The 25,916-nt window shown below is 70.9% G+C and carries 22 protein-coding genes and 1 pseudogene; 8 read left to right on the top strand and 15 right to left on the bottom strand.

From position 1 onward, the window contains the following. Positions 1 to 93: 93 nt before the first annotated feature. The 3 genes from ACZ7LS_RS33685 to ACZ7LS_RS33675 are packed head-to-tail and all read right to left on the bottom strand — an operon-like array spanning position 94 to position 3,411. Positions 94 to 1,020, bottom strand: coding sequence for a carbohydrate ABC transporter permease (locus tag ACZ7LS_RS33685; RefSeq protein WP_385133776.1), 927 nt, complete (start codon positions 1,018 to 1,020; stop codon positions 94 to 96). After that, complete coding sequence (locus ACZ7LS_RS33680) at positions 1,017 to 2,060, bottom strand: carbohydrate ABC transporter permease (protein ID WP_382970806.1); 1,044 nt, start codon at positions 2,058 to 2,060, stop codon at positions 1,017 to 1,019. Before ACZ7LS_RS33680 ends, ACZ7LS_RS33685 begins: the two co-directional genes overlap by 4 nt. 10 nt (positions 2,061 to 2,070) lie before the next feature. Then, positions 2,071 to 3,411: an ABC transporter substrate-binding protein gene (locus tag ACZ7LS_RS33675; RefSeq protein WP_382516588.1), complete on the bottom strand. Its 1,341-nt coding sequence runs from the start codon at positions 3,409 to 3,411 to the stop codon at positions 2,071 to 2,073. A gap of 552 nt (positions 3,412 to 3,963) precedes the next feature. On the opposite strand from ACZ7LS_RS33675, the gene ACZ7LS_RS33670 reads away from it, so the two are divergent. Both ACZ7LS_RS33670 and ACZ7LS_RS33665 read left to right on the top strand, forming a co-directional pair. Continuing rightward, the gene (locus ACZ7LS_RS33670) at positions 3,964 to 4,722 is read left to right on the top strand and encodes a DeoR/GlpR family DNA-binding transcription regulator (protein WP_382516591.1); all 759 of its coding nucleotides are present in this window, start codon (positions 3,964 to 3,966) and stop codon (positions 4,720 to 4,722) included. A 175-nt stretch (positions 4,723 to 4,897) separates the two neighbouring features. After that, positions 4,898 to 7,372: a SpoIIE family protein phosphatase gene (locus ACZ7LS_RS33665; RefSeq protein WP_385133780.1), complete on the top strand. Its 2,475-nt coding sequence runs from the start codon at positions 4,898 to 4,900 to the stop codon at positions 7,370 to 7,372. Positions 7,373 to 7,427: 55 nt separating this feature from the next. Here the strand turns inward: ACZ7LS_RS33665 and ACZ7LS_RS33660 are convergent, their stop codons facing one another. The 7 genes from ACZ7LS_RS33660 to dnaK form a co-directional block, all read right to left on the bottom strand. Next, a complete protein-coding gene (locus tag ACZ7LS_RS33660; RefSeq protein ID WP_382516596.1) occupies positions 7,428 to 7,673 on the bottom strand; it encodes a hypothetical protein in 246 nt (81 codons plus the stop codon). Positions 7,674 to 7,774: 101 nt separating this feature from the next. Then, positions 7,775 to 8,008, bottom strand: a complete 234-nt coding sequence (locus ACZ7LS_RS33655) for a UBP-type zinc finger domain-containing protein (protein ID WP_382516890.1) — start codon at positions 8,006 to 8,008, stop codon at positions 7,775 to 7,777. 98 nt (positions 8,009 to 8,106) lie between these two features. Continuing rightward, the gene (clpB, locus tag ACZ7LS_RS33650; protein WP_385133783.1) at positions 8,107 to 10,737 is read right to left on the bottom strand and encodes an ATP-dependent chaperone ClpB; all 2,631 of its coding nucleotides are present in this window, start codon (positions 10,735 to 10,737) and stop codon (positions 8,107 to 8,109) included. Then, on the bottom strand, positions 10,728 to 11,129 hold the full coding sequence (locus ACZ7LS_RS33645; protein WP_382516601.1) for a chaperone modulator CbpM: 402 nt from the start codon (positions 11,127 to 11,129) through the stop codon (positions 10,728 to 10,730). The genes clpB and ACZ7LS_RS33645 overlap by 10 nt, the downstream gene beginning before the upstream one ends. Next, positions 11,126 to 12,070 carry a DnaJ C-terminal domain-containing protein gene (locus ACZ7LS_RS33640; protein WP_385133786.1) on the bottom strand — a complete coding sequence of 315 codons (945 nt, stop codon included), beginning with the start codon at positions 12,068 to 12,070 and terminating at the stop codon, positions 11,126 to 11,128. The genes ACZ7LS_RS33645 and ACZ7LS_RS33640 overlap by 4 nt, the downstream gene beginning before the upstream one ends. A gap of 6 nt (positions 12,071 to 12,076) precedes the next feature. After that, positions 12,077 to 12,667 carry a nucleotide exchange factor GrpE gene (locus ACZ7LS_RS33635; RefSeq protein WP_385133789.1) on the bottom strand — a complete coding sequence of 197 codons (591 nt, stop codon included), beginning with the start codon at positions 12,665 to 12,667 and terminating at the stop codon, positions 12,077 to 12,079. Positions 12,668 to 12,676: 9 nt separating this feature from the next. Next, complete coding sequence (dnaK, locus tag ACZ7LS_RS33630) at positions 12,677 to 14,572, bottom strand: molecular chaperone DnaK (protein ID WP_385133792.1); 1,896 nt, start codon at positions 14,570 to 14,572, stop codon at positions 12,677 to 12,679. A 234-nt stretch (positions 14,573 to 14,806) separates the two neighbouring features. Between dnaK and ACZ7LS_RS33625 the strand changes: the two genes are divergently transcribed. After that, a complete protein-coding gene (locus tag ACZ7LS_RS33625) occupies positions 14,807 to 16,594 on the top strand; it encodes a PucR family transcriptional regulator (RefSeq protein WP_385133794.1) in 1,788 nt (595 codons plus the stop codon). A 131-nt stretch (positions 16,595 to 16,725) separates the two neighbouring features. Here ACZ7LS_RS33625 and ACZ7LS_RS33620 read toward each other — a convergent pair whose 3' ends face one another. Next, a complete protein-coding gene (locus tag ACZ7LS_RS33620) occupies positions 16,726 to 16,803 on the bottom strand; it encodes a 50S ribosomal protein bL37 (RefSeq protein ID WP_370671728.1) in 78 nt (25 codons plus the stop codon). Positions 16,804 to 17,031: 228 nt separating this feature from the next. Between ACZ7LS_RS33620 and ACZ7LS_RS33615 the strand changes: the two genes are divergently transcribed. From ACZ7LS_RS33615 to ACZ7LS_RS33600, 4 genes are all read left to right on the top strand, one after another. Further along, positions 17,032 to 17,433 (top strand): DUF6221 family protein, encoded by a 402-nt coding sequence (locus ACZ7LS_RS33615; protein WP_129767839.1) that lies wholly within the window; start codon positions 17,032 to 17,034, stop codon positions 17,431 to 17,433. Positions 17,434 to 17,509: 76 nt separating this feature from the next. Beyond that, positions 17,510 to 18,916, top strand: a complete 1,407-nt coding sequence (gene lpdA, locus ACZ7LS_RS33610; protein ID WP_382665044.1) for a dihydrolipoyl dehydrogenase — start codon at positions 17,510 to 17,512, stop codon at positions 18,914 to 18,916. Positions 18,917 to 19,117: 201 nt separating this feature from the next. Further along, positions 19,118 to 19,720: a hypothetical protein gene (locus tag ACZ7LS_RS33605; protein WP_382516620.1), complete on the top strand. Its 603-nt coding sequence runs from the start codon at positions 19,118 to 19,120 to the stop codon at positions 19,718 to 19,720. A gap of 11 nt (positions 19,721 to 19,731) precedes the next feature. Continuing rightward, positions 19,732 to 20,538 carry a fibronectin type III domain-containing protein gene (locus ACZ7LS_RS33600; protein WP_382665043.1) on the top strand — a complete coding sequence of 269 codons (807 nt, stop codon included), beginning with the start codon at positions 19,732 to 19,734 and terminating at the stop codon, positions 20,536 to 20,538. A 6-nt stretch (positions 20,539 to 20,544) separates the two neighbouring features. On the opposite strand, the gene ACZ7LS_RS33595 is transcribed toward ACZ7LS_RS33600, so the two are convergent. The 4 genes from ACZ7LS_RS33595 to ACZ7LS_RS33580 form a co-directional block, all read right to left on the bottom strand. Next, positions 20,545 to 21,597, bottom strand: a complete 1,053-nt coding sequence (locus tag ACZ7LS_RS33595) for a LacI family DNA-binding transcriptional regulator (RefSeq protein WP_382516626.1) — start codon at positions 21,595 to 21,597, stop codon at positions 20,545 to 20,547. Positions 21,598 to 21,676: 79 nt separating this feature from the next. After that, the gene (locus tag ACZ7LS_RS33590) at positions 21,677 to 22,273 is read right to left on the bottom strand and encodes a DUF305 domain-containing protein (RefSeq protein WP_385133799.1); all 597 of its coding nucleotides are present in this window, start codon (positions 22,271 to 22,273) and stop codon (positions 21,677 to 21,679) included. A gap of 70 nt (positions 22,274 to 22,343) precedes the next feature. Then, positions 22,344 to 23,207, bottom strand: coding sequence for a DUF1996 domain-containing protein (locus ACZ7LS_RS33585; protein WP_382516632.1), 864 nt, complete (start codon positions 23,205 to 23,207; stop codon positions 22,344 to 22,346). A gap of 243 nt (positions 23,208 to 23,450) precedes the next feature. Then, positions 23,451 to 25,319: a discoidin domain-containing protein gene (locus tag ACZ7LS_RS33580; protein WP_382665042.1), complete on the bottom strand. Its 1,869-nt coding sequence runs from the start codon at positions 25,317 to 25,319 to the stop codon at positions 23,451 to 23,453. A 370-nt stretch (positions 25,320 to 25,689) separates the two neighbouring features. Here ACZ7LS_RS33580 and ACZ7LS_RS33575 point away from each other — a divergent pair. Further along, positions 25,690 to 25,916, top strand: a pseudogene (locus ACZ7LS_RS33575) (coagulation factor 5/8 type domain-containing protein); the annotation flags it as partial.

Genomic DNA, 25,916 nt, shown 5'->3' with positions numbered 1-25,916 from the left:
CCTGGCCACGCAGGTGTGGTGTGGGCGGTGGTGTGTGGTGCGGCGTGAGGTCTGGTGTGGTGTGGTGTGCGTGCTGTGTTCGTGGGGCGGGGCTCAGCCCTTGAGACCGCTGGACGTGATGGACTGGATGAAGGACCGCTGCGCGAAGAGGAAGGCGAGCAGCACCGGGAGCACGGTGATCACATTGCCCGCCATGACCGCGGACCACTGGGTGTGATGCTGTCCCTGGAAGGTCGTCAGGCCGAGCTGGAGCGTGTACTGGGTGTCGTGGTTGATGGCGATCAATGGCCAGGTCAGGTCGTTCCAGGTGGTCAGGAAGGTCAGCACCGCCACGGTGCTCAGGGCCGGTCGTGACAGCGGCAGCACGATGCGGAACAGCACCCGTAGCCGTGAACAGCCGTCGATCCAGGCCGCTTCCTCCAGTTCCCTGGGCAGGGAGAGGAAGAACTGCCGCAGGAGGAACACGGCGAACGGTGTGACCAGCGACGGGACGATCAACGCGCCCAGTGTGTCGATGAGTCCGAGACGCTTCATGACCAGGAACGTGGGGATCATCGTCAGCTGGAACGGGATCGCCATCGTGGCCAGCATCAGGCCCAGCAGGACACGGGAGCCGGCGAACCGCATCCGGGCGAACGCGTAGCCGCCGAGGGAGCCGAGCAGCAGGTTGGACGCCACCGCGACCACCGACACGATCAGCGAGTTGGCGAACCAGCGCGGGAACATCGCGTTGCCGAGCACATACCGGTAGCCGCCCAGGTCGATCCCCGACGGCCACAGGGCCGGCGGGAAGCGGTTGATCTCCGCGTTGCTCATCACGGAGCTGAGCAGCAGCCAGATCAACGGGATCGCGAAGATCAGCGTGAGAGGGGCGAGCAGCAGATGCCAGGGGCTGAACGGCAGCCACCGACGGCCTCGCGGAGGTCCGGCGGCCGGCCGGGCGGCAGCGGGGGATGAGGCGGCGACGGAGGAAGAGGGGGCGGAGGAAGAGGGGGAGGCGGAAGCGGATGTGGCCGTCATCGTGCGGCTCCTTCGAGGCGGTGGTTCTCGCGCCGGCTCCGTACGCCCCGGGCCACCCGCGGGACAGCGGCTATCAGCAGCAGCGCGAGCGCCAGCGCGTAGGCGGCCGCCGCGCCGTAACCGGCGGTGAAGTTCTTGAACGCCTGCTCCCAGATGAAGTAGACGATCACGGTGGTGGAGCCGAGCGGTCCGCCCTTGGTCGTCACGTACACCAGGTCGAAGACCTGAAGCGCGTTGATGGTCTGCCACAGCAGGAGGAACACGATGACCGGTGTGACCGCGGGAAGGATGACATGCCGCAGCAGATGCCGGCGCCCGGCGCCGTCCAGCCGCGCGGCTTCGATGAGGGACGGCGACACGTCCTGCAGCGCGGCGAGGGTGACCACCACGCAGAAGCCGGTGCCGCTCCACAGCGAGATCGCCACCAGAATGAGCAGGGACTGCCCGGGATCGGTGAGGAAGCCCTGGGAGGAGATGCCGAGTGTGTGCAGTACGGAGTTGGCCGCCCCGAACTCCGGATCGAGGATGAAGGAGAACAACACCCCCTGCGCCGTCGCCGAGATGACGAACGGCACGAACATCAGCGTGCGGTACACGCCCACCAGCCGGATCCGCTGGTTCAGTACGAGGGCGAGCAGCAGCCCCAGACCGATGCTCAGCGGCACGTACAGCACTGTGTACAGCAGTGTGTTGCGCACCGCCTGGCTGAAGTGCGGGTCCCGTACCAGCGCCTGGTAATTGCCGAGACCGACCCAGCGGCTGGGCGTGACCAGGTCGTCGGCCTGGAAGGACAGCAGCAGCGACCAGGCCACGGGGATGACGCTCAGACCGAGAATGATCAGGACCGAGGGCGAGACGAACGCCCAGGCGGTCGCGGTCTCCCCGCGCAGCCACCGCCGTGCGGCGCCCGGTCGTGGTCGCTTTCCGGGAGCGCCCGACGCCGCGGCGCGGGCGCCGTTGCCGTTGGTTGTGCTGTCGGTGTGTTCGTTGTGCTCGTGGCCGTGATCCGGAAGCGTGAGCGGAGTGGGCAGGCGCGGCATCGTATTCCTCTCAACGCGGGATGAGCAGAGCGGCGTTGGCCTCGTCCGCGCACGCGCGCAGGGCCTTGACGGGGGTACTCCTGCCGAGGAGCACGGCGGCGATGGCCTGTCCGAGCGCCTGGGAGATCTGTGGATACGCCGGGTGTACGGGACGTACGCGCGCCGAATCCAGCGCCCGGGTGAACACCGGCAGCCCGTCGGTCCTGGCCTCCTGCGCCTGCCAGGCGGGCAGGGCCTCGGTGCTCCGGCTCAGCGGCAGGCTGCCGGCCATGACGTCCCAGCGCACGTCCTGCGCGGGCTGCGCCAGCCAGGTGACGAAGGTGCGTGCCGCCCGTACGCGCGCCGGACCGTTGTCGAACACGGTCCAGGTGTCGGGTCCCGAAATGGTCATCGGCTTGCCGCTGTAGCTGGGCAGGGGCACCACGTGATAGTCGATCTTCGCCTGTTCGATGTCGGGCAGCTGCCACGGGCCGGTGACGACCATGCCCATCCGGCCGGAGAGGAAGACCTGGTACATCTGCTCGCTGCCCGGTTTGGGGTCGATGTAGACGCTCTTGTCCTTCGCGAGCGCCGCCACCGTCTCCAGGGCCTGTACGCCGACGTCCGCGAACCCGATCCGCTGCCCGTCCTCGCTGACGACATCGCCTCCCAGGTCCCACACCATCGGCCACAGCCGCCACACCGTGTCCTCGTCGCCCACGCCCGGCCAGCCGGTGCCGAAGGTGCCACGTCCCGTGTCGGTCAGTTTCCTGGCCGTCGCCACGAACTCCGCCCAGGTCCAGCCCGGCTCGGGGAGGGGCAGGCCGGCGTCGCGGAAGAGCTTCTTGTTGCAGACCACGGCGAGTGAGTCGAGCAGTGCGGGGGCCGCCCGTACCCGTCCGTTGAGGGTGACGGCCTCGCGGGCGGGGGCCCAGAAGTCTTTCCAGGGGAGCGGGCCGGACCGGACCGTGTCGGTCAGATCCACCACGGACGGGCTGCGCGCGACGCTGGCCAGGTCGGAGCCGAAGACATAGGCGACGTCGGGGAAGGAGCCCGACGCGATCGCCGCGGTGATCTTCTGCAGCATCGCGTCGGCCAGCACGCCCCCGCCGGAATCGACGCGGATGCCGGGGTGGGTGCGGTTGAACTCCGCGACCAGCTTCTCGATCGCCGCCCGGCCGGTGTCCGTCTGCCCGTGCCAGAGTTCGACCGTGACGCGTCCGTCGGCTCCTACGCCGTCGCTCGTGTCCGTACCGCAACCGGGCAGGGCCGCGGTGGCGGCGGCGCCGAGCGCCAGACCGGTGCCCCGGCGCAGGACCGTGCGGCGCGAGAGCCCGGCGGGAGCGCCGGGAAAGCGGTGTGCTGCGGCCATGTGAGCCCCCCAGGGGAAACGCGGCACGGGACGATCGCGCGGAGAGCGTCCCGGCACGGTGGGTGGTGTGTGGTGTGGAAGGTGTGTGCTGTGCGGTGGTGTGCTGTGAGGTGGTGCGTGGCGAGGTGATTCGAACAGTGTGCGCCGCGTGGGGGCGGGAGCGGCGGCTCGGTGCACCCCACCCGGGACCGGGACGCACCAAGCCGGTCAGGACCGCCGAGCGGGCGGCGGTGCGGCGGTGCGGAAACGGTTGATCGAAGGCATCGTGAGCTCCAGAAGATGGGGGGTACGTCCCCGCCTCGGACTCCGCGATCTCCGCGGGTGTCCTGGCGACTCAGTCCGGGCTGGCGGTGCGTGGACCGCGTTACCGGCTGGGCGTACCTCTGGCGCCGGGTGCTCAACTCTGGCGTTGCATGGAGTAAAGCGAGCAACTTTCGGCATGTCAACAGATCGAAGCTGCGCACTTTGCGCACATGGGCAGTGGGTTCGACGGTCAACGGGCCCCGGGGAATCTCCGAGCTGGGCATTCCCGCGCGGGGCTATGCTCACCTCATGCTGAAAACTGAGCGCCATGCGCGGATACTTGAGCATGTCTCCGCGCGAGGCGGCTCCGATGTCAATGAGCTCTCCCGCCTGCTGAACGTGTCGGCGGCCACGGTCCGGCGCGATCTGCAGCATCTGAGCCGGCTGAATCTGCTGCGCCGTACGCACGGCGGAGCGGTGGCCGGCGGCTTCCCGGCCGAGCTTCCGGTCCAGCACCGCACGGAGCGCCGCAGGTCCGAGAAGCAGGCCATCGCACGGGCCGCGGCCGAGCTGGTGCCGGCGGGAGCCGTCGTCGGTCTGACCGGTGGCACGACCGTCATCGAGATCGCGCGGGTGCTCGCCGCGCGCGGACCCGTCACCATCGTGACCAACGCGGTCAACATCGCCGCCGAACTGGTACCGCACAGGGATGTCACGCTGGTCGTCGTCGGCGGCTACGCCCGTACCGCGAGCTATGAACTCGTCGGCCCCATCGCCGAGAAGACACTGGCCGACCATCACACCGACATGACGTTCCTGGGGGTGGACGGGATCAGCGCGGCCCATGGCTGTACGACCCACGACCAGCTCGAAGCGGCGACGGACCGCGCCTTCGCCGACAACAGCGGCAGGACCGTCGTCGTGGCGGACCATTCGAAGATCGGGAAGGTCACCTTCGCGAAGATCTGCCCGCTGACGGACATCGACCACCTCGTCACCGACAAGGCGGCCCCGGCCGACCCCCTGGCACGCATCGCCGAGGCGGGCGTCGAGGTGACGGCGGTCTGACCCCGCCACCGCGGTCGATCGTGACGGGCGGCGGCACCTCGGTGACACGTCGCGGCCGGACGGGTACCGGGCGTGCCCGCGGCCCCGCGCGTCCGCCCGTATCCCGAAGATCGCGCGTCCCTGCGCGTTGCGTGACGCGGTGCGATTATGGGGTGCATAGGGGATGGTGAGGTGGATGTCATCGGCGCGCAGGCAGTCGGGCCCGAGGCCCGGCGCTCCCCCGCCCGCGCGTTCGGAGGTTCCTTTGGACGCATCCAATGACGCGACCGCGGTGGTGGACGCGGCGGGCAACGTCGTGGCCTGGACCAGGGGGGCGGAGGAGATCCTCGGCTACCCGCCGGCGGAGGTGGTGGGCCGGACCGCCGCCCTGCTGCTGACCGATCCGGGCGATCGGGTACGTGCGGTGGCGGTCGCCGAGCACTGCCGCGCGGGGGCCGGGTGGAGCGGGGTCGTTCCGGTGCGGCACCGCGACGGCCGGCGCATGGAACTGAACCTGCGCGTCTCCACCTCGTTCCGCATCGGTGGCGATGAATGCTTTCTGATCTCGGCATGGGAGCAGCGGACCCAATGGGCGATGGGCCAGTCCGTACTGGACGGGTTCCTGACCCGGTCACCCGTCGGCATGGCCGTCATGGACATGGACCTGCGCTACAGCTGGATCAACGACACCCTGGAACGTTTCGGCGGAGTGCCGCGTGAGCAGCGCCTGGGCCGCCGGCTGAGCGAGTTGCTCCCGGGCCTCCAGGCCGACATCCTCGAAGACCTGATGCGCAAGGTGCTGCAGACCGGTGTGCCGGTCACCGACTACGAGTACCTGGGCTGGAGCTGGGCGGATCCGCACCGGCAGCACGCCTACTCCACCTCGTTCTTTCCCCTGGTCGACGCCGACGGCGGTGTCACAGGCGTCTGCTACATCGTGCTCGATGTGACCGACCGGTGGAACGCCCGTGAGCTGCTGGCCATGGTCAATGACGCCGGAGCCGTGGTCGGCAGCACCCTGGACGTGACACGGACGGCGCAGGAGCTGGCCGATTTCGCCGTACCCCGCTTCGCCGACTTCGTCACCGTCGACCTGCTGGAACCGATTCTCAGCGACGAGGGGCACGGGACCTGGCTGACCGACGCGGGACCGGCGGTCACGCGCGTGACGATGCGCAGGGCGGGCATGAGTTCCGTACGGGAAGGATGCCCGGAGGCCGTCGCCCGGATCGGCGACCGGGTGGACTCGCTGCCCCCGCCGCACGGCCCCGACCTCCTGGTCAACGGCGAGCCGGTGCTCATTCAGGTCCTCGACGCCACCACTCCCCAGTGGGTGACACGGCAGCCCGCCAGGGCCGCGAACATCCGCGAGTACGGGATGCACTCGCTCATCTCCGTGCCGATGCGGGCGCGGGACACCGTGCTGGGCGTCACCACGTTCTTCCGCTCCCTCAACCCGGTGTCCTTCAAGGCGGACGATGTCCTGCTGGCCCGGGAAGTCGTCGCCCGCGCGGCGGTGTGTGTGGACAACGCGCGCCGCTACACCCGCGAACACAACGCGACCGTGACACTCCAGCGCAGTCTGCTGCCGCACACACTGGCGGGCGGCGCCGCCGTGGACGTGGCCTCCGTCTATCTGCCGGCCGGCGCGGGCGACGGTGTGGGCGGGGACTGGTTCGATGTGATCCCCCTGTCCGGAGCCCGCGTGGGTCTGGTCGTCGGCGATGTGGTCGGGCACGGCATCAGCGCCGCCGCCACCATGGGACGCCTGCGCACCGCGGTGCAGACACTCGCCGACATGGACGTGCCCCCGGACGAGCTGCTGGCCCACCTCGACGATCTGGTGCTGCGCCTCAGCGACGAGGAGCCGCTCAACGAGAGCGCCGACCCGTTCCGTACGACCGTGGTCGGCGCCACCTGTCTCTACGCGGTCTACGACCCGGTCACCCGGCGTTGCACCCTGGCCAGGGCCGGGCATCCACCGCCCGTCGTCGTCTCTCCGGAAGGGCATGTCAGATTCCTGGAGCTGCCGGCCGGACCACCGCTGGGGCTGGGCGGACTGCCCTTCGAGGCCACCGAGATCGAGCTTCCCGAGGGCAGTCTGCTCGGTCTCTACACCGACGGTCTCATCGAGGCCGCCGACCAGGACATCGACCTCGGCATGTCCCGCCTCGCACACGCCCTGGCGCAGCCCGGCCTCTCCCTCACGGCGCTGTGCGCCGCCGCCGTGGAACGGCTGACCGCCGCGGCGCAGCCCGACGACGTGGCGCTGCTGCTCGCGCGTACCCGTGCCATGAGCGCCGACCATGTCGTCTCCTGGAACGTGGCCTCCGACCCCGCCGCCGTCGCCGGCATCCGGAATCTGGCAACCCGCCAACTGGAGGAATGGGGCCTGGACGAGCTGGTCATGACGACCGAACTCATCGTCAGCGAGCTGGTGACCAACGCGGTCCGGTACGGCACGGGACCGATCCGGCTCCGGCTGATGCGCCAGTCCCGTCTGATCGTCGAGGTCGCCGACGCCAACAGCACCTCTCCCCGGCTGCGGCACGCCCGCACCACCGACGAAGGCGGCCGCGGGCTCTTCCTCGTCGCCCAGCTGGCGCACCGCTGGGGGACCCGGCACACACCGGAAGGCAAGATCATCTGGGCGGAACAGGAACTGATGTGACTCCACCGCGGCTGTGAACGCCGCGATCGCGGCTCCGCCGGGGCGGCCGCGCGTCTCACTTCCAGTGCCGGACGCTCCAGGTGTACTGGTCGCCGCCCACCCACCGGACCACCTCGGGGTCGTCCAGCTCGGAGCCTTTCAGGCCGAGCGCGAAGGCGTACTCGAAGACGTCCTCGATCGAGAACGCCTTGCCGGCCAGCTCGCCGTGGATCTCCACCAGCCGGAAGGGCGGTTGCCCGTCCTGGACCGGCAGGACCACGACCGGAGCGTACTGGAACCGCGGGCTTTCACTCTCTGTCATGAAAACGACCCCTGCCTCGAAGATGCGTGCCGTGCCCGCTCTGACAGGCTCCGGTGCCCGGACCGGCACGGCAACCCGGGGAGCGGTCACGGCGCGCGTGTTCAGACGAACGCCTCGTGCATGTAGCACCAGCGCCAGTGCTCCCCGGACTCCAGGGACGCCACGAGCGGGTGGCCGAGGGAGGCCGCGTGGGCACGGGCGTGCCGGAGCGGGGAGGAGTCGCAGCATCCGACATGGCCGCAGGTCAGGCAGATCCTGAGGTGTTCCCAGGGCGCGCCGAGCCGCAGGCACTCCTCGCAGCCGTCGGGGGTACGGGGGGTGACGGGGCGCGCCATGGACAGGTGCCAGTCGGCGTCCGTGGTCACGGCCCTCGCCTCCCCCGTCACGGCACGCACATCCCTCCTCACGACCCTCGTCCTGCCGGCCACGGTGCTCACCCTTCCGGCGCGGACTCGGGCGGGTCCTGGTACGTCACGACCAGCTCGCCGTTCTGGGCGTCCACCTTGATGTGCGACCCGTCCTCCGCCTCCCCGCGCAGCAGCGCGCGTCCGATCAGCGTCTCGACCTCGTGCGAGATATAGCGACGCAGCGGACGGGCCCCGTACACCGGATCGAAGCCCTGGTGGGCGATGAGTTCACGGGCCGGCCCGGTGAGTTCCACCGTGATCCTGCGCTCCGCGAGACGCCGGCGCAGTTCATCGAACTGGAGGTCCACGATCCGCTCGATCTGGGTCAGACCGAGCGGCTTGAAGAGCACGATGTCGTCCACGCGGTTGAGGAACTCCGGCCGGAAGTGCGCGCGGAGTTCGGACATCACCTGCGCGCGGGCGTCGGGCTTGATCTCGCCGTCCGCGCTCGCGTCCAGCAGATAGGGCGAGCCGATGTTGGAGGTCATGATGACGACGGTGTTGCGGAAGTCGACGGTCCGCCCCTGGGCGTCGGTGATCCGGCCGTCGTCCAGCACCTGGAGCAGGGTGTTGAAGACATCGGCGTGGGCCTTCTCGATCTCGTCGAACAGGACCACCGAGTACGGCTTGCGCCGGACGGCCTCGGTGAGCTGGCCGCCCTCCTCGTACCCCACGTATCCGGGCGGGGCGCCGACGAGCCGGCTCACGGTGTGCCGCTCCTGGTACTCGCTCATGTCCAGGCGGACCATGCTCTCCTCGGAGTCGAAGAGCGCGGCCGCGAGGGTCTTCGCCAGCTCCGTCTTGCCCACGCCGGTCGGGCCGAGGAAGATGAACGACCCGATCGGGCGGCGCGGATCACGGATCCCGGAGCGGGCCCGGATGATCGCGTCGGCCACCAGCTGTACGGCCTCGTCCTGCCCGATCACCCGCTCCTGAAGGATCTCGTCGAGCCGCAGCAGCTTCTCGCGCTCGGCCTCCTGGAGCCGGCTCACCGGAATGCCGGTCCACGCGGCGACGATCTCGGCGATCTCGTCCTCGGTGACCACCTCGCGCAGCAGCCGGGTCTCGCCCTGTTTGGCGCGCAGTTGCTCCTCCTCGGCGGCGAGCCGGCGCTCCAGGTCGGTGAGCCTTCCGTAGCGCAGCTCGGCGGCACGGTTGAGGTCGTAGGCCCGTTCGGCCTCGTCGGCCTCCTGACGGACCCGTTCCAGTTCCTGCCGCAGCTCCTGGACCTTGCGGATGGCCTGGCGCTCGGATTCCCACTGGGCGCGGCGGGCGTCGGCGTCGGCCCGCAGATCGGCCAGCTCCCCGCGCAGCTCCGCCAGTCTGGTGACGCTGGCCGGGGCGGTCTCCTCGGCGAGGGCCGCCTCCTCGATCTCCAGCCGGGTCACCCGCCGTGTCAGTTCGTCCAGTTCGGCGGGCATCGAGTCGATCTCCGTACGCATCCGCGCGCACGCCTCGTCCACCAGGTCGATGGCCTTGTCGGGCAGGAACCGGTCCGAGATGTAGCGGTGGCTCAGCGTCGCCGCGGCGACCAGCGCCGTGTCCTGGATCCGTACGCCGTGGAAGACCTCCAGGCGCTCGCGCAGCCCGCGCAGGATGGAGACGGTGTCCTCCACGCTCGGCTCGTCCACCAGCACCTGCTGGAAGCGGCGCTCCAGCGCGGCGTCGGACTCGATGTGCTTGCGGTACTCGTCCAGGGTGGTGGCGCCGATCATGTGCAGCTCACCGCGGGCGAGCATCGGCTTGAGCATGTTCCCGGCGTCCACCGCTCCTTCGGCGCCGCCCGCGCCGACCACGGTGTGGAGTTCGTCGAGGAAGAGCAGGATCCGTCCGCCGGCCGCCTTGACCTCGCCGAGCACCGCCTTGAGCCGTTCCTCGAACTCTCCGCGGTACTTGGCACCGGCCACCAGCGCCGCCATGTCGAGCGCGAAGACGGTACGGTCCCGAAGCCCCTCGGGCACATCGCCGCGGACGATCCGCTGGGCGAGGCCCTCCACGATCGCGGTCTTGCCGACCCCCGGGTCGCCGATCAGCACCGGGTTGTTCTTGGTCTTGCGGCTGAGGATCTGGGTCACCCGCCGTATCTCGGCGTCCCGGCCGATCACCGGGTCCAGACCGCCGGTACGGGCCTCGGCGACCAGGTCGCGGCCGTACTTCTCCAGGGCCTCGTAGGCGGCCTCCGGGGTCGCGGAGGTGACCCGCTGGTTGCCGCGGACCCGCGTGAGCGCGGACAGGAACGCCTCCTTGGTCAGCCCGTGGTCCTTCAGCAGGCGCCCCGCGGCGGTGGCGGAGCCCTCGTCGGCCAGCGCCATCATCAGATGCTCGACGGAGACGTACTCGTCCTTGAGCCGCCCGGCCTCCTGCTCGGCGGTCTCCAGCAGCCGCGACAGCCGCTGGGTGACGAAGACCTGGCCCGGCGCGACTCCGGGGCCGGTCGACCGGGGTCTGCGCGACAGCTCGTTCTCGACGGCGGTGCGCAGCGCGGGCGGATCGACGCCGGCCTGGTCGAGCAGCCGGGGGACGAGCCCGTCCCGCTGGTCGAGCAGCGCGAGCAGCAGATGCTCCCCGTCGACCTCGGTCTGCCCGAGGCGTACGGCCGCGCTCTGGGCCTCTTGCAGGGCTTCCTGGGACTTCTGGGTGAGGCGGTTCATGTCCATGGCACGTCGTCACTCCTCGCGCCGGTACGGCGCAGCGCGGCCTCCAGCTGACCGATCCGGTCCAGCAGATCGAGTACCAGCCCGATGGAGGCGTAGTTGAGGGGGAGTCCGGCCCGCAGCCGCTGGATACGGGCCAGCGTGCGCGGGGCGGACCGGTCGAACCTGAGCCGGCCGGCGGGGTCACGGGTGGCGTCCACCAGCCCCAGCGTCACCAGGCGCCGGACCATCTCCGGGTGCATTCCCGAGCCGCGGGCCACGCTCTCCAGGCTGAGCCCGCGCACGGGCACCAGCTCGTAGACCCGGACCTCCGTCGCGTCCTGCCGCCGCTCGGCTGTCCCGTCCGGCCGTCGCCAGGCCGTCGTGTCCGGCCGCCGCCGTCGCTCGGGCGTCATCCCGGCCTCCTCGGGTCGAAGTCGGACGCCGCCGCCAGCTCCTCGAACAGCGCGCGTTCACGGTCGGTGGGGCGCGGCGGGACCATCACCCGCACCTCGGCGTAGAGGTCGCCGTCGGTGCCGCGCGGGTGGGGCATTCCCTCGCCGCGCAGCCGCAGCCGGCGCCCGCTGGAGGAGCCGGGCGGCACGGTGACCTTGGCGGTGCCGCCGGGGGTGGGCAGGGGCACGGTCGCGCCGAGCGCCGCCTCCCAGGGCGTCACGGGCAGCTGGACATGGATGTCGCGGCCGTCCAGCCGGTACCGCTCATGGGGTCTGATGCGCACCCGCAGATAGAGGTCACCGGCGGGCGCGTCGCGGCTGCCCTGGCCGCCCTCGCCGGCCAGCCGGATCCGCTGCCCGTCCCGCACTCCCCGGGGAATGGTGACCCGGTAGTCGCGCCGGCCGTCCGGCCCGGCGAGACCGACCGCGTGCCGCCCGCCCCGGTACGCCTCCTCCACGGACAGCTCCACCTCGGCCTCCTGGTCGGCGCCGGGGACGGTACGGCGGGGTCCGCCGCGCCCGCCGCCCGCCCCGAACAGGCCGCCGAAGAGGTCCTCGAAGTCCACGTCCTGGAAGGAGCCGCCCGGCCCCTGGGCGAAGCGCACCCCGCCACCGGTGGAGGCCCAGCCCGCGCCGCCGCGGCCCGTCCCCGCGGCCACCCGCTCGTCGTAGTCCTCGGGGATCTGCCGGAAGTCCGGGCCGAACCGGTCGTAGCGCGCCCGGGTGTCCGGGTCGGCCAGAACGCTGTACGCCTCGTTGACGTCCTTGAAGCGCTCCTCGGCCTCCGGGTCCTTGTTGACGTCCGGATGGTGGCGGCGGGCCAGCTTCCGGTAGGCCTGCTGGATGTCCTCCTGACTCGCCGTGCGGGGGACGCCGAGGACCTCGTAGTAGTCCTGTGCCATGCGCCGTCACTCCCGCCGCTGACTGACCGCGACGGCCATCGGGCGCAACTGGCGTCCGTCGCGTCCGTATCCGGGGCGCAGGACCTCCACGACCGTGCCGGGCTCGGTGTCCGGGTCGTCGACGACCCGGACCACCTCGTGCCGGCCCGGGTCGAACGGCACACCGCTCTCCTCCTCGCGCGGATAGCCGAGCCGCGCCAGCACGTCCACGGCCTGGTCCCGTACGGCTTCGACGCCCTTCAGGACCGAGGAGGGGTCGGCGTGCGCGTGCGCGAGGGCCAGTTCGAGATGGTCGAGTACGGGAAGCCACGCGGCGGCGGTACGGGCGCGCTCGGTCTCCCGTGCCTCCTCCAGCTCCCTGGCGTGGCGTTTGCGCAGATTGTCGAGATCGGCGAGCGCGCGCCGCCAGGCGTCCTGCGCCTCGGCCAGGTCCTCCCGCACGTCGCCGTCTGTCCGTACGTCTCGCTGTACGTCGTGCTGCGCGCCGTGCTGTGTGTCGTCCTGGACGTCGTCCGGCCGCCCGTCCGTCCGGCCCTCCGGCGGAGGCACGGCGTCCGTCTCGTCCGGCGGTGGTATCCGCTCCGGCTCGGTGGCCATGGCGTGACCTCAGCTCCGGTCGAAATCGGCGTCCACGACGTCGTCGTCGCCTCCGGTGCCGCTCGCCGGGGGCGGCCCACCGGGACCGGGCTCGGACGAGCCGGCGGGACCGGCCGGGCGGGCGGACAGCGCCTGGTGGACCTGCTGGAGCTCGGAGGTCAGCGACCTGACCCGGTCCAGCGTCTCCTCGCCCTTCACCGCCTGGCGCGCGTCGGAGACCAGCAGCTGGGCCCGCGCCCGTTCGTGCTCGGGCGCGTTCTCGCCCAGCTCGCCCAGCCTGCGTTCCACCTGATAGGCGATCGCGTCCAGCTCGTTGCGCGCGTCCACGGCCTGCCGCAGCGCCTGATCCTCGCCGCGGTTGCGCTCCGCCTCGGAGACCATGCGCTCCACCTCGGACCGGTCGAGGTTGGAGCCCTCGCTGAGGGTGATGCCCTGTTCCCCGCCGGTGTCCTTGTCGCGCGCGGTGACATGGAGGATGCCGTTGGCGTCGATGTCGAAGGTGACCTCGACCTGCGGTTCCCCGCGTGGCGCGGGGCGGATGTCGGTGAGCTGGAAGCGGCCGAGGACCCGGTTGTCGGCCGCGCGCTCGCGCTCGCCCTGGAGGACGACGACATCGACGGCGGGCTGGTTGTCCTCGGCCGTGGAGAAGGTCTCCGTACGACGGACCGGGATCGTGGTGTTCCGCTCGATGATCTTCGTCATCACCCCGCCGCGTGTCTCCACGCCCAGCGAGAGCGGGGTGACGTCCAGCAGCAGGACGTCCTTGACCTCACCCTTGAGCACCCCGGCCTGGACGGCGGCGCCCAGCGCCACCACCTCGTCCGGGTTGACGCTCATATTCGGGTCCTTGCCACCCGTCAGCCGCCGGACCAGCGCCTGGACGGCGGGGATCCGGGTCGAGCCGCCGACCAGGATGACCTCGTCGATATCGCTGTCCGTCACCTTCGCGTCGGACAGCGCCTGCCGCACGGGGCCCAGGCAGCGGTCCACCAGATCGGCGGTGATCTGCTCGAAGGTGGAGCGCATGACGGATTCGGTCAGATGCTTGGGGCCGTTGGCGTCGGCCGTGATGAACGGCAGGCTGACCTGGGTCTGGGTCACCGAGCTCAGCTCGGTCTTGGCCTTCTCCGCCGCTTCGAACAGCCGTTGCAGCGCCTGGGTGTCATCGCGCAGATCGATCCCGTTCTCGCGCTGGAACGTGTCCGCGAGGTGGTCCACGAGCCGGCGGTCGAAGTCGTCGCCGCCGAGGTGCGTGTCTCCCGCGGTGGAACGTACCTCCACCACGCCGTCACCGACGTCCAGGATGGACACGTCGAAGGTGCCGCCGCCGAGGTCGAAGACGAGCACCGTCTCGTGCTCCTTCTTGTCCATGCCGTACGCCAGGGCCGCCGCGGTCGGTTCGTTGATGATGCGCAGCACTTCGAGACCCGCGATCCGCCCCGCGTCCTTGGTCGCGGTGCGCTGGGCGTCGTTGAAGTACGCCGGTACGGTGATGACGGCCTCCGTCACCCGCTCTCCCAGCGACTTCGAGGCGTCCTCGGCGAGCTTGCGCAGCACCAGCGCGCTGATCTCCTCCGGCGCGTACTGCTTGCCGCCGATGTCGAACCGCGCGACGCCGTTCTCGCCCGCCACGACGTCGTACGTCACCGCCTTGACCTCGTCGGAGACCTCGTCGAAGTGCCGGCCGATGAACCGCTTCGCGGAGTAGATGGTGCCCTTGGGGTTGAGGATCGCCTGCCGGCGGGCCAGCTGGCCCACGAGCCGTTCGCCGGAGTCGGTGAAGGCGACGACGGAGGGGGTGGTGCGGGAGCCCTCGGCGTTGGGGAGGACCGTCGCCTCACCTCCCTCCCACGCGGCGATCACCGAATTGGTGGTGCCCAGATCGATGCCGACTGCCTTGGCCATGAGGTGCTCCCTTACGTCCACTGCCTTCGCTGGCTGCCCTCGGGGCAGGGGTCCTTCTCCTCCAGCCTGACGACGGCGCCGCGCCGATTCCTGCTCCTGCGAGGTCCAAATCCGGGCGGTGACTGGACCTGCCGGTACAGGGCACGGCCCCCGGCGGACCGGATGCGCGGACCCGGCCGCCCGGTAAAGTTGTGCTGGGGGCGACTGTCTTCGGGAAGGTGTGGGGCCAGGGAGATGAGCACGGCCGCCGGAAGAACCGGAGCCCCGGACCCCCCGGGCAGCCGGTCCTCCCGCCTCCACCGTCTGATGGCGCTGTCGGGCGTCCTGTCCGACGGCCGGGACGAGCACGAGGTGCTGCGGCTGGCGGGCTCCTGGGTCGCGCGGCTCGGTCCGTGGCGTACCGAGGCCGCCTATCTGCCGACGGCCGAGGGGCGGCTCGTCCGCTGCCCGCCGACCGGCTCGCCCGCCGCCGGCCCGCGCCCGCCGCCGGGCTCCTACCCGCCGCCGGGCTCCTACTCTCCGCCGGGCCCCTCCGCCACCGGCCGGGCGCTGGACGGCCAGGTCGGCCGACTCGACAGCCGGGACGGCGCCGTCCGGGTCCCCGGCCGGGAGTGGTCATGGGCGTTCGCCCTCCGGGGGCCATCCGGCCGGGCCGGAAGCTCCCCGGCCGGATATCTGGTCGTGAGCGGCCGCCGGCCGCCGGGCGACGAGGACCTCGCGCTGCTCGGACTGCTCGCGCGCCAGACCGGCGCCGCCCTGGCGGGCGCCACCGCCCACCGCCGGGAGCGGGAGTCCGCCGCCGAGCTGAGCCGGGTCCGGCAGGACGGCAACGCCGCGCGTGCGCGCCTCGCCGACGTGGAGTCAGAACTGACGTACCGGCGCTCGGTGCACGACGCGCTGAGCGGTGCCACCGCCACCGGGGACACCGAGGCGGGGATCGCGTGGACGGTCCACCGGCTGACCGGCTTCTCCGCCGTGGTGGAGGACCAGTTCGGCAATCTGCGGGCCTGGGCCGGCCCCGGCTGCCCCGACCCGTACCCGAAGCCCGACCCGGGGCGTCAGGAACAGCTGATCCTCGACGCGATCCGGGACGCGCGCCCGGTGTACGTCGGGCACCGGCTCACCGCCGTCGCCCGCCATCGCGGAGAGATCCTCGGCACCGTCTCCCTGGTCGATCCCCGGGGAGCCGCGGGGGAGCGGGAGGAGTTCGCGCTCGGTCACGCCTGCGACGCGCTGGCCCTGGAGATGGCGCATCTGCGCAGCCTGGCCGAGATGGAGCTACGCCTGCGCCGCGAGCTGGTCGACGATCTGATCACCGGTACGGACGACGAGAGCGCCTTCGCGCGCGCCGCGGCCGTCGGCCACGATCTGCACGGCGCGCAGCATCTGGTGGCGGTGGGGTGGACGGGGCTGACCGCCGACGACGCGTTCGTCCAGGCGGTGGCCGGCGCGGCGGCCGGCCTGGGGCTCCGGTCGCTGGTGGCCCGACGCTCGGGCCGGGCGGTCCTGGTCGTCCAGGGGCGTCCGAAGGGGGAGGAGCTGTATCGGTCGGTCGCCCAGGAACTGGGCTCGCGCGCGGGAGCGATCGGGCTCGGCAGCCGCTGCGACTCCCCGGCCGAGATCCCCCGTTCCTACCAGGAGGCGCTGCGCGCGCTGGAGGTACGGCAGCGCTCGCGCGTCCCCCACGGCGCGACCTCGTTCGACGACCTCGGGCTGTACCGGATCATCGGTACGGGTGACGACTACCGGGAGATCGAGGCGTATGTCCGCGAGTGGCTCGGCCCGCTCCTCGACTACGACGCGGCCCACCGGGGCGATCTGGTCCGTACCCTCTCGCAGTACTTCGAGGCGGGCGGGAACTACGACGGCGCGGCCTCCGCCCTCGGCATCCACCGCAGCACGCTGCGCTACCGGCTCCAGCGCATGCGCGAGATCGGCGGGCACGATCTGAGCGACGTCGAGACCCGCCTCAATCTGCATGTGGCGACCCGGGTCTGGAAGGTCCTGGGCGGCGAGGCCTGACCCCGCCGGCGCGAGACCGCCCGTCCGCTCCGCCGCGCGAGGCCGAGGCAGTGGCCCCCGGCGCCGGTGTACGGCGGGGTGCCGCACGCGCGGGGGCCACTGGAGGTAGTCCGTACGGAGGAGTCTTCCGGTCAGGACTGGGGACGTCGGCCGTGGTTGGCCCCGTTCTTACGACGGGCCCTCTTCTTGCGGCGCCGCTTCGATGACATGACGTCTCCTCTCGTGAGAGCTGATCCTTACATCCTTACCGGACAGGGGCCGTTACCGGATATACGCCGTTCTGCCGCGTTTCATCCGATGGCCAGGGAGCGCTTACCCCACGCGCGCGATCCTCATGCGCCGAGCCGTTTGTACGGCATCCTCTGCTGGACGGTAGAACGTGCCCGGGACGGAGGTCTTCCCCGCCCGTGTCCGTGACGGTAAAGGACCGAGAGCTGATGAGTGACGACAATGCGGACCTGCTGGCGTTCGTGCGGGCGCGTCTCGACGAGGAGGCGCGGCACGCGCAGGAGGCCGGCGGGGAACGCTGGCGTTGTCCGCCCGAGATGCCGGGCGAGATCCACGACCGTACCGGCGGGATCGCGTTCACGGTGCGGACGCGCGGCTACGACGAGCACATCGCCCACCAGAACCCGGAGTACACCCTGCGGCGCATCGAGACGAGCAGGGTCCTCCTCGACGAGTACGCGGAGGTGTCCCACCTCGACACCGACCGTCCCGCGGACGACTTCCCGTCAGGCCGCGCCGTCGGGCTGGGGTTCGTCGTGCGGCAGATGGCGGCGGAGCACGCGGGCCATCCCGGCTACCGGGCGAAGTGGCTGCCCCGGTTCGTCCGTTAGGGCCTGTCGTGTGAGGGGCAGCACGCTTGCCCCGACATGTGCTCGCGCGGCGTCCCGGGTGCCTATGGTGTGGATCATGAGTACACACTTTGATGTCGTGGTCCTCGGCGCGGGACCGGGCGGATACACCGCGGCGGTCCGCGCGACGCAACTCGGGCTGCGGACGGCAGTCGTCGAGGCGAAGTACTGGGGCGGCGTCTGTCTGAACGTGGGGTGCATCCCCTCGAAGGCGCTGTTGCGCAACGCCGAACTCGCGCACATCTTCACGCAGGAGGCGAAGACCTTCGGGATCCGGGTGGAGGGCCGGGTCAGCTTCGACTACACGGAGGCGTTCAGGCGCAGCCGCAAGGTCGCCGACGGCCGGGTGGCCGGCGTGCACTATCTGATGAAGAAGAACGACATCGCCGAGTACGACGGCCGTGGCACGTTCGCCGACGACCGGACCCTTCAGGTGGCGCTGTCGGACGGCGGTACCGAGACGCTGACGTTCGACCACTGCGTCGTCGCGACGGGGACCACGACCCGGCTGCTGCCGGGGACCTCCCTGAGCGAGCGGGTCGTCACCTACGAGGAGCAGATCCTCTCCGACACGCTGCCGGAGAGCATCGTCATCGCGGGTGCCGGTGCCATCGGCGTCGAGTTCGCGTATGTGCTGCACAACTACGGGGTGAAGGTCACGATCGTCGAATTCCTCGACCGGCTGGTGCCGTTGGAGGACACCGAGATCTCCAAGGAACTCGCCAAGCGCTACCGGCGGCTGGGCATCGAGGTGCTGACCTCCACCCGGGTCGAGGGGATCGACGACAGTGATCCGTCGGCGAAGGTGCGGGTCACCGTCTCGCGCGACGGGCAGCGGCAGGTGCTGGAGACCGACAAGGTCCTCCAGGCGATCGGCTTCGCGCCGCGCATCGCCGGCTACGGCCTGGAGAACACCGGCGTCCGGCTGACCGAGCGCGGAGCGATCGACGTGGACGGACGCGGCCGTACCAGCGTGCCGCACATCTTCGCGATCGGGGACGTCACGGCGAAGCTGATGCTGGCCCACGCCGCGGAGTCGATGGGGGTGATCGCGGCCGAGACGATCGCCGGGGCGGAGACCATGGAACTGGACTTCGTGATGGTCCCGCGCGCCACCTACTGCCAGCCGCAGATCGCCAGCTTCGGCTGGACCGAGGAGCAGGCGCGCGAGCGGGGCCATGACGTCAAGGTGGTGAAGTTCCCCTTCACCGCGAACGGCAAGGCCCACGGTCTGGGCGATCCGGCCGGTTTCGTGAAGCTGATCAGTGACGGCCGGTACGGCGAACTGCTCGGCGCGCATCTGATCGGCCCCGAGGTCACCGAACTGCTGCCGGAGCTGACACTGGCCCAGCAGTGGGACCTGACGGTCCACGAGGTCGCACGCAATGTGCACGCCCATCCGACGCTGGGCGAGGCGGTCAAGGAAGCGGTCCACGGTCTGGCCGGTCACATGATCAATTTCTGAGGCCCGCCCGCGGGGCCGGGGATCGGTGGCGGTGATCCGGCGTAGACGTTCCGTATCGCCAGCAGCCGCCTCGCGGAGGGCTCTTGACGGGCGGTTGGTCCAGTCCTATCTTCCCACTCAACCATTCAAAATCAGAGTCGGCGTTCATGTATATGGAATGCGGGCTCTGATTGCGTCCTCCCCCAGAGAGGGAAGTGAGACATGTTCACACGCCTTCGGACGTTCACGGTTCTCGCCGCGGTGGGTGCTTCCTCGTTCCTCGCCGTCCCGCCCGCCTCCGCCGAGGTCGAGCCCGGCGGGTGGACCTCGGTCTCGCCCACCTTCACGGTCCAGGAGCGGGGGTGCGGCCAGGTCGACGGTCTGACGTTCACGCTCACCTGCTCCACCGCGAGCGGCGACCAGCGCGCCGAACGCCGGTACGCCACCTATACCGGGGGCACCCGGCAGTTCGAGGGCTACTTCCGCATCAGCAGCCTGAGCGGTACGCGCATCAGCCTCAAGCAGACGTTCAACGAGTCCGCGTCGGGCCCCTACTTCATGCTGGCCGCCGAACGCGGCGGGCGGCTGTACGCGGTCCACGGCGGCACCACGCTGTCGAACGCCGGGACCGTGGGCGCGACGGTCCGCGTCAACACCGTTCACCAGGTCGGCACCTCGCACCGTACGTACATCAACGGGTCGCTCAAGCACACCTACGCGAGTCCGGGCGGCAGCTTCTACGACAAGTTCGGCGCCTACCGCACCGACAGCGGCAACGGACCGGCCACGGTGGTCTGGAGCGACGTCCGCTTCTGGCGCAAGTAGCGGGCCCGTCCGTGCGCCCAGCGATCCGGGCCGCCGTGCCGGCCGTCGCGCTCGTGCTGGCGGTGACGGCGTGTTCCACGCGGCCGCCGGCCGAGCGCCCCGTCCGGGGGTCCGCCACCTCCCCGGGCGGGGCCGCCGCCACCCCGGGTACGCCGGGGACCGGCGGCGGAGCGGCCCCCGCGCTCCGCGCGGTCCTGACCACCCCCACCGACATCGATCTCAGCTGGCGCGGCGGTGCGCCCGGCGCCTCCGGCCATGTCCTTGAGTTCGCGACGGAGGAGGCGGGGCCGTACACCGTCCTCCAGTACCTGCCGCCCGGGGCGACGGCATACCGTCACCCCGACCTGATGCCGCGTACGACGTTCTTCTACCGCCTCAGGACCTTCGACGGCCCGGCGTCGGCGCCGGTCGACGTCTCCCTGCCACCGGGCGAACTGACCACGGAGGACCAGGAGTCCGGCCACGACTGGCTGCCGCCGCGCAGGGATCCCGGACGGTCCGCGACCGGCCGTCCCGTCCGCGACGGGGGAGCCGCGGCGCCCACCGGACTCAAGGCCGTGGTCAAGCATGCGAACGGCATTCACTTCAGCTGGACCGATCACGCCTCGGACGAGGAGGGGTTTCTGCTGGAGGCGCGCCCCCGGGGCGGTTCCGCTTACGCTCCGGTCGCCGTCCTCGACCCCGACATCAACTCCTGCGGGCTGATCACCCTGCCCACCGAGAAACGGGCCTCCTACCGGGTCCGCGCCTTCACGTACGGCGCGCGGTCGAACGTCCCCCGGCTCACGACCGGGGAGCCTGCGGCGGACCGGCGTTAGGCCCTGTCAGGCGGACTCCCTGACCACGAGCACGGGCGCGAACAGCTCCGACCGCACGGCCTGGTCCGGCCGGGCGATCCGGCGCAGCAGGAGCTGGGCCGTCGCGGAGGCCATCTCCTCGACCGGCTGCCGTACGGTGGTCAGCGGCGGGTCGCAGGACTGGGCGGCATGGCTGTCGTCGAAGCCCACCACCGCCACGTCCCGCGGCACCTCTCTGCCCGCGCGCTGGAGGACCGGCAGCGCACCGAGGGCCATGAGGTCGGAGGCCACGAACAGTCCGTCCAGATCCGGCCGCCGCGCGAGCAGCTCCCGTACGGCCGAGGCGCCCCCTGTGTGGGTGAAGTCGCCCTCCGTCCAGGGGACATCATGGATGCCGTGCTCCGCCAGGGCGGCGCGGAAACCCTCCAGGCGCTCCCGTGCCGCGGGCATGTCCTGCGGCCCGGCCACCGAGCCGATCCGGGTCCGGCCCAGGGCCACCAGATGTCCGGCGGCCAGCCGGGCACCCTCCCGCTGGTCGGCCTCCACGAACGCGAGCGTGGAGTCGCGCCGCGGACGCCCCGACAGGACCGCCGGCAGCCGGGTGTCGGCGAGCAGTCGCGGCAGCGGGTCGTCCACATGCGACGAGATCAGCACCACACCGTCCACATGTCCCTGGCGCAGATACGAGAGGGTCTGGAGGCGGGAGGCCTCGTCGTCCACCAGCATCAGGACGAGATGGACACCCGCGGGCCGCAGCACATCGACCAGCCCGCTGACGACCCGCCCGAAGTGCGGGTCCGTGAACACCCGGCCGAGGAAGGGCGCGGCGGCGTGGCGCTTCTCCTGCTCGGAGACCACGAGCGCCACCGAACCCGTCCGCCGGGTCACGAGTGAGCGGGCCGCGCGGTTGGGCACGTATCCCGTGGCGGCCACGGCGTTCTCCACGGCGTGCCGGAGCGCCAGGTCCACGGTGGGTGTCTCGTTGATGACCCGGGACACCGTGGCCCGGGACACACCGGCGACGCGGGCCACGTCCTCCAGGGTCACCGGGCGGAAAGGGGGCGAGGAGTCGGCATCCATGAGGTCTTTTATATCCACGTGCTCCCTGCCGGCACACCGGCGGCCTCGCCGTGCGGCGGTCCCTCGCCGTACCGCACGGTCACCGGTCCAGTGAGGACAGCGTCTTCAGCTGTTCGGCGCGCGAGTCGGCGATGCGCGCGGCGAGCCGCTTCGCCTCCTGGCTGCCGCCCGCCCGGGACTCGGAGCGGGAGACACGCTGCGACTGTTCGAGGTGCGCGCGGATCTCCTGGCGTACGAAACCGTCGAATCGCGCGCCCTTGAGCCCGCGGGCGCGGGCGAGATCCGCTTCCGTGACCATGCCCGGCATGTCATGGCCCGCGTGCACATTGGTGTCGGGCAGGCCCATGCGGCCGAGCAGCTGCCGGAGTTGGGCCACCTCCGTACGGTGCTCCTTCGCGAGGGCGGCGGCCCATGAGGCCAGCGGCGGCGCGGAGTCGTGGGCGGAGGCCATCGCGAGGAGCTGCCCGGCCTGCTCGCTCATCGGCGTCATCAGCTGGATCCAGCCGGAGTCGGTGGCGGTGAACGGCGCGCTGGACGAGGGGGCGGGTGCGGCGGACGTGCCGGCGGCGGCCGGCCGATCGGCCGAGGCCGAGCAGCCGCTCAGGGACAGGAGCGGCAGCAGGAGAAGGGGGAGCAGAAGCAGGGCCGGCAGGGGGGTGACGAGGCGTCGCTTCATGGTGGGTTTTCCCGTGAAGGGCCCGCCCGGGAGACCCGGGCGGGCGTGTGGGGGGTGAGGTGACGAGAAATCAGGGACGGCCGTCCGCACCGCACTTGATGATGGGGTTGATGCAGTCGCGGACGCGACGCTCCATCTCGGCGGCGGGCCAGACGTTGAAGAAGTCGCCGTGCATGGTGTATCCGGGCCCCGAGGCCAGCCGGAACCGCGCGGGATCCCCGTTGACGGGATACCGGAGCACCTGCCGGAGCTTGGGCACGGGGACCGGGTGCGTGGAGGGGCAGGCGCCCGCCACCGGATAGGACATATGGCTCTTGTGGTCCGCGGAGTCCAGGTCCCTGCCGTTCCAGCACTGCGGGAAGTCGAGATAGGACTCCAGCATCGCACCGGCCGGGCAGTTCACGAAGTTGGGGGAGGACCCGACCTCGCCGTGGTGCAGACACGACCAGCGGGAGATGGTGTTGTCATTGGGGCCGGTGGCCTTGGCGTTGCCGGCCACGATGCGCAGGCCCCGGGGCATCGGCTGGATCTTCGCGATGATGTCGTCGCGTACGCCTTCACCCAGGTAGTAGAAGGTCGTTCCGGTCGGCTCCACCGCGGTGTCACCGTTGTACAGGGTCGGCACCCAGTAGGACGAGAGGTCGGTGGAGGGGCTGCAGTTGCTGGACGAGCGCTCCAGACTGGTCAGGTCCGAGTGGGCGTTCGTGGAGGTGTTCCCGAAGAAGCTGTGCATGTGGGACGCGCCCGGAAGGCCGGGGAACACGATGGGGTCGTCGGTGGCCCGGTGGCTGTAAGGGCACTCCGCGAGGAACTCGGCGACGCGCACCACGTCTTCGCCCTGGGCGGACGCGGCAGGGGCGGACGCGGCCGGGGTCTGCGCGGCCTGGGCGCGCTCTCCCGGGTAGCTGAAGCCGGCGATGAGCAGAGCGGCCACGGAAGCCGCGGCGAGTCCTAATAGCCGGCGCCAACGGGGCGGGGAGGGCGCGGTGGGGGGAGCGAGGATCCTTTTCACAAGGGGTCCAATCCAGTGGTTGCGGTGATGTGTCGGTCGGGACAGATGTGACGGGCTGACGCGCGGGTGGGGAATGGGGGGACGCGAGGACGGGGACTTTGGGGGACGGGAGGACGCGGGGGACGGACGGCGGCGGGCTGTCCGTATCAGCCCTGCTGCTCGGCATCAGCCCTTCTGCTCGACCCTCACCCAGTCGACCTCGGTCTGGATGCCGCCCTGGGCGATGCGGTCGACGCTGGACTGCGGCAGACCCCAGTAGGGCGTGGTGACCTTGTTCCAGCCGGCCGGATAGGCGCCGCCGAGAGCGAAGTTGAGAATCACGTACTGGTTGTGGTCGAAGACCCACTTGCCACGCGTGGACTCCAGCTTGTTGCGGGACGTCTCCTGGACGATCCGGTCGTCCACGAAGAACCGCATGGTGGTGGGCGTCCACTCGACCGCGTACGTGTGCCACTGGTCGGCGCTTCCCCCGGCGGGGTAGTACTGCTGGGCCCCGATGTTGCCGTCGGCGGAGTAGCCCGGCCCGTGCAGGGCGCTGCTGGTCCAGTTGCCGTAGCCGATGTTCTCCATGATGTCCGTCTCACCCGAGGCGGGCCAGGACACGGCCGGGTTGTCGACATCGCTGCCGAGCAGCCAGAAGGCGGGCCAGTAGCCGTCGCCCACCGGGAGCTTCAGCCTGGCGCTGACCTTGCCGTAGGTGAAGTCGAACTTGGTGTTGGTGTCGATACGGCCCGAGGTGAAGTCGTACGTACCGCCGCCCGCCTGGGTGCACCCCTTGCAGTACTTCGGGGTCAGGATCAGACTGCCGTTCGCCGTACGGATGTTGTCGGTGGAGTCCACATACGCCTGGGCCTCGCCGTTGACCGACCCCATCTCCTGGCCCGTTCTCACGACCCGCCACTTGGAGCGGTCGAGCGAGGCTCCCGTGAAGTCGTCGAAGAACGTCGTACGGTACGTGCCGCCCTGCTCGCCGGGGAGGGCGGGATAGGCGGCCGCCGCGCTGCCGCCGGTGCCCCACACCTGGAACTCGTAGAGGGAGTAACCGAATTGGGCCGTGGCGGGCGCCGGGTTGTAGAAGGAGCGCCGCTCCTTGCCGAGCATGCGCACATAGCGGCCGGTGGCGGGTGCGGAGAGCGTGACGGTGTCATGCCGCCCGGCCGCCTCGCCCGGGGACTTGATGTCGGCGCGGCGCGCGGCGACCTCGGCGGCGGACGGGCGGTGGACAGTGCGCCAGGTCCTGTTGTCGTCGGAGACCTGGATCTCGTAGTCGACGGCGTACGCGGCTTCCCAGTACAGGTCCACGCTGTTGATGACGGAGGTGGCGCCGAGGTCGACGGCGACCCAGCGGTCGGCGTTCCAGTCGCTCGCCCATCGCGTCTGGTCGCCCTTGAGGGCGGCGGGCCAGCCGCCGTCGGTGACGAACGCCGGCGAGTTCCCCGCGTGCTGGTAGAGGTTGCTGTAGGCGGGGTGGTGGAGGGCGAGATTGGCGCGGGTGGTGGATGCGGGGGCCGGGGTGCCGCCGTAGATCTTGAAGGAGAACAGCGAGTAGCCGTAGGGCGTGCCCCGTTCGATGCCGCGCAGGCGTACGTACCGGCCCCTGACCTCCTGCGGGTAGGTGTGCGCGGTGACGGTACCGCCGGTGCCCGCGTCCTCCGTGTAGAACGGCCGCCAGTTGGTGCCGTCGCCCGACACTTCCAGCACGTACTTCTTGCCGTAGGCGGCCTCCCAGTCGAGCGTGACCCGGTCGATACGGAGGGTCTCGCCCAGATCGACCCGGATCCAGGCGTTGTCGGCGGCGTTGCTCGACCAGCGGGTCGCGCCGTTGCCGTCGAAGGCGGCGCCGGGACCCAGCTCCGGGCTCTGACTGCCGGACGCGGTGGCGGCGGCCGGGTTCGCGCTCAGGGCCGCGGCCGCGAGATCACTGTCCCAGGCCGCGGCCGCGGCCCGGGGGGCGCCGGTCGCGCTCGGAGCCGTCGCCGCCGTCAACGCGGCGACGACAGCGGCGGCGGAAGCGAAAAGCAGACGTGGGCGCATGGCTCTCCTTCGAGAGGGGTGGGGGAGCTCGGACACAGCCCGTACGAGGGTCGGGGCTGAGGAGACCACAGCGAGAGAGCGCTCTCGTGGAACGTAGAAGCAGCCTCAGAAGGTGTCAAGACACCTGTGGCACACAGATTGCCGTTCGCTGTGATCGACACTTCGTGAATACAACCCCGCACGCCGGGAAGCGCGCTCGATCCACCCGGATAGCTCCTCATATCCCTTTATCACAGGGCTAGTTGGGGCCCGCTGCGATGCGGAACCGGTCATCTCCCTTGACGGGCTGTTCACATGCCGTGAACATGCCTGAGTGAGAGAGCGCTCCCTGTTACCCCCACCGTTCACATCCTGAACAAGGAGAGTCGCCATGCCTACTCCCCCCACGCGCCGTACCGTTCTTGGCGTCATGGCAGCCGCCGCGTCGGCTCCGAGCATGCTCGCCCTGTCCTCGCCCGCGTCCGCGTCGGTGCCGGCACGTACCGGCGCGGCGGCCCTGCCCGGCGGTGGTGATCTGGGGCCGAACGTGGTGGTCTTCGATCCGTCGACGCCCAACATCCAGGGCAGGCTGGACGAGATCTTCCGGCAGCAGGAATC

This window comes from Streptomyces sp. NPDC039430, assembly GCF_055639435.1.
This window is presented reverse-complemented; position numbering and strand designations above follow the sequence as displayed.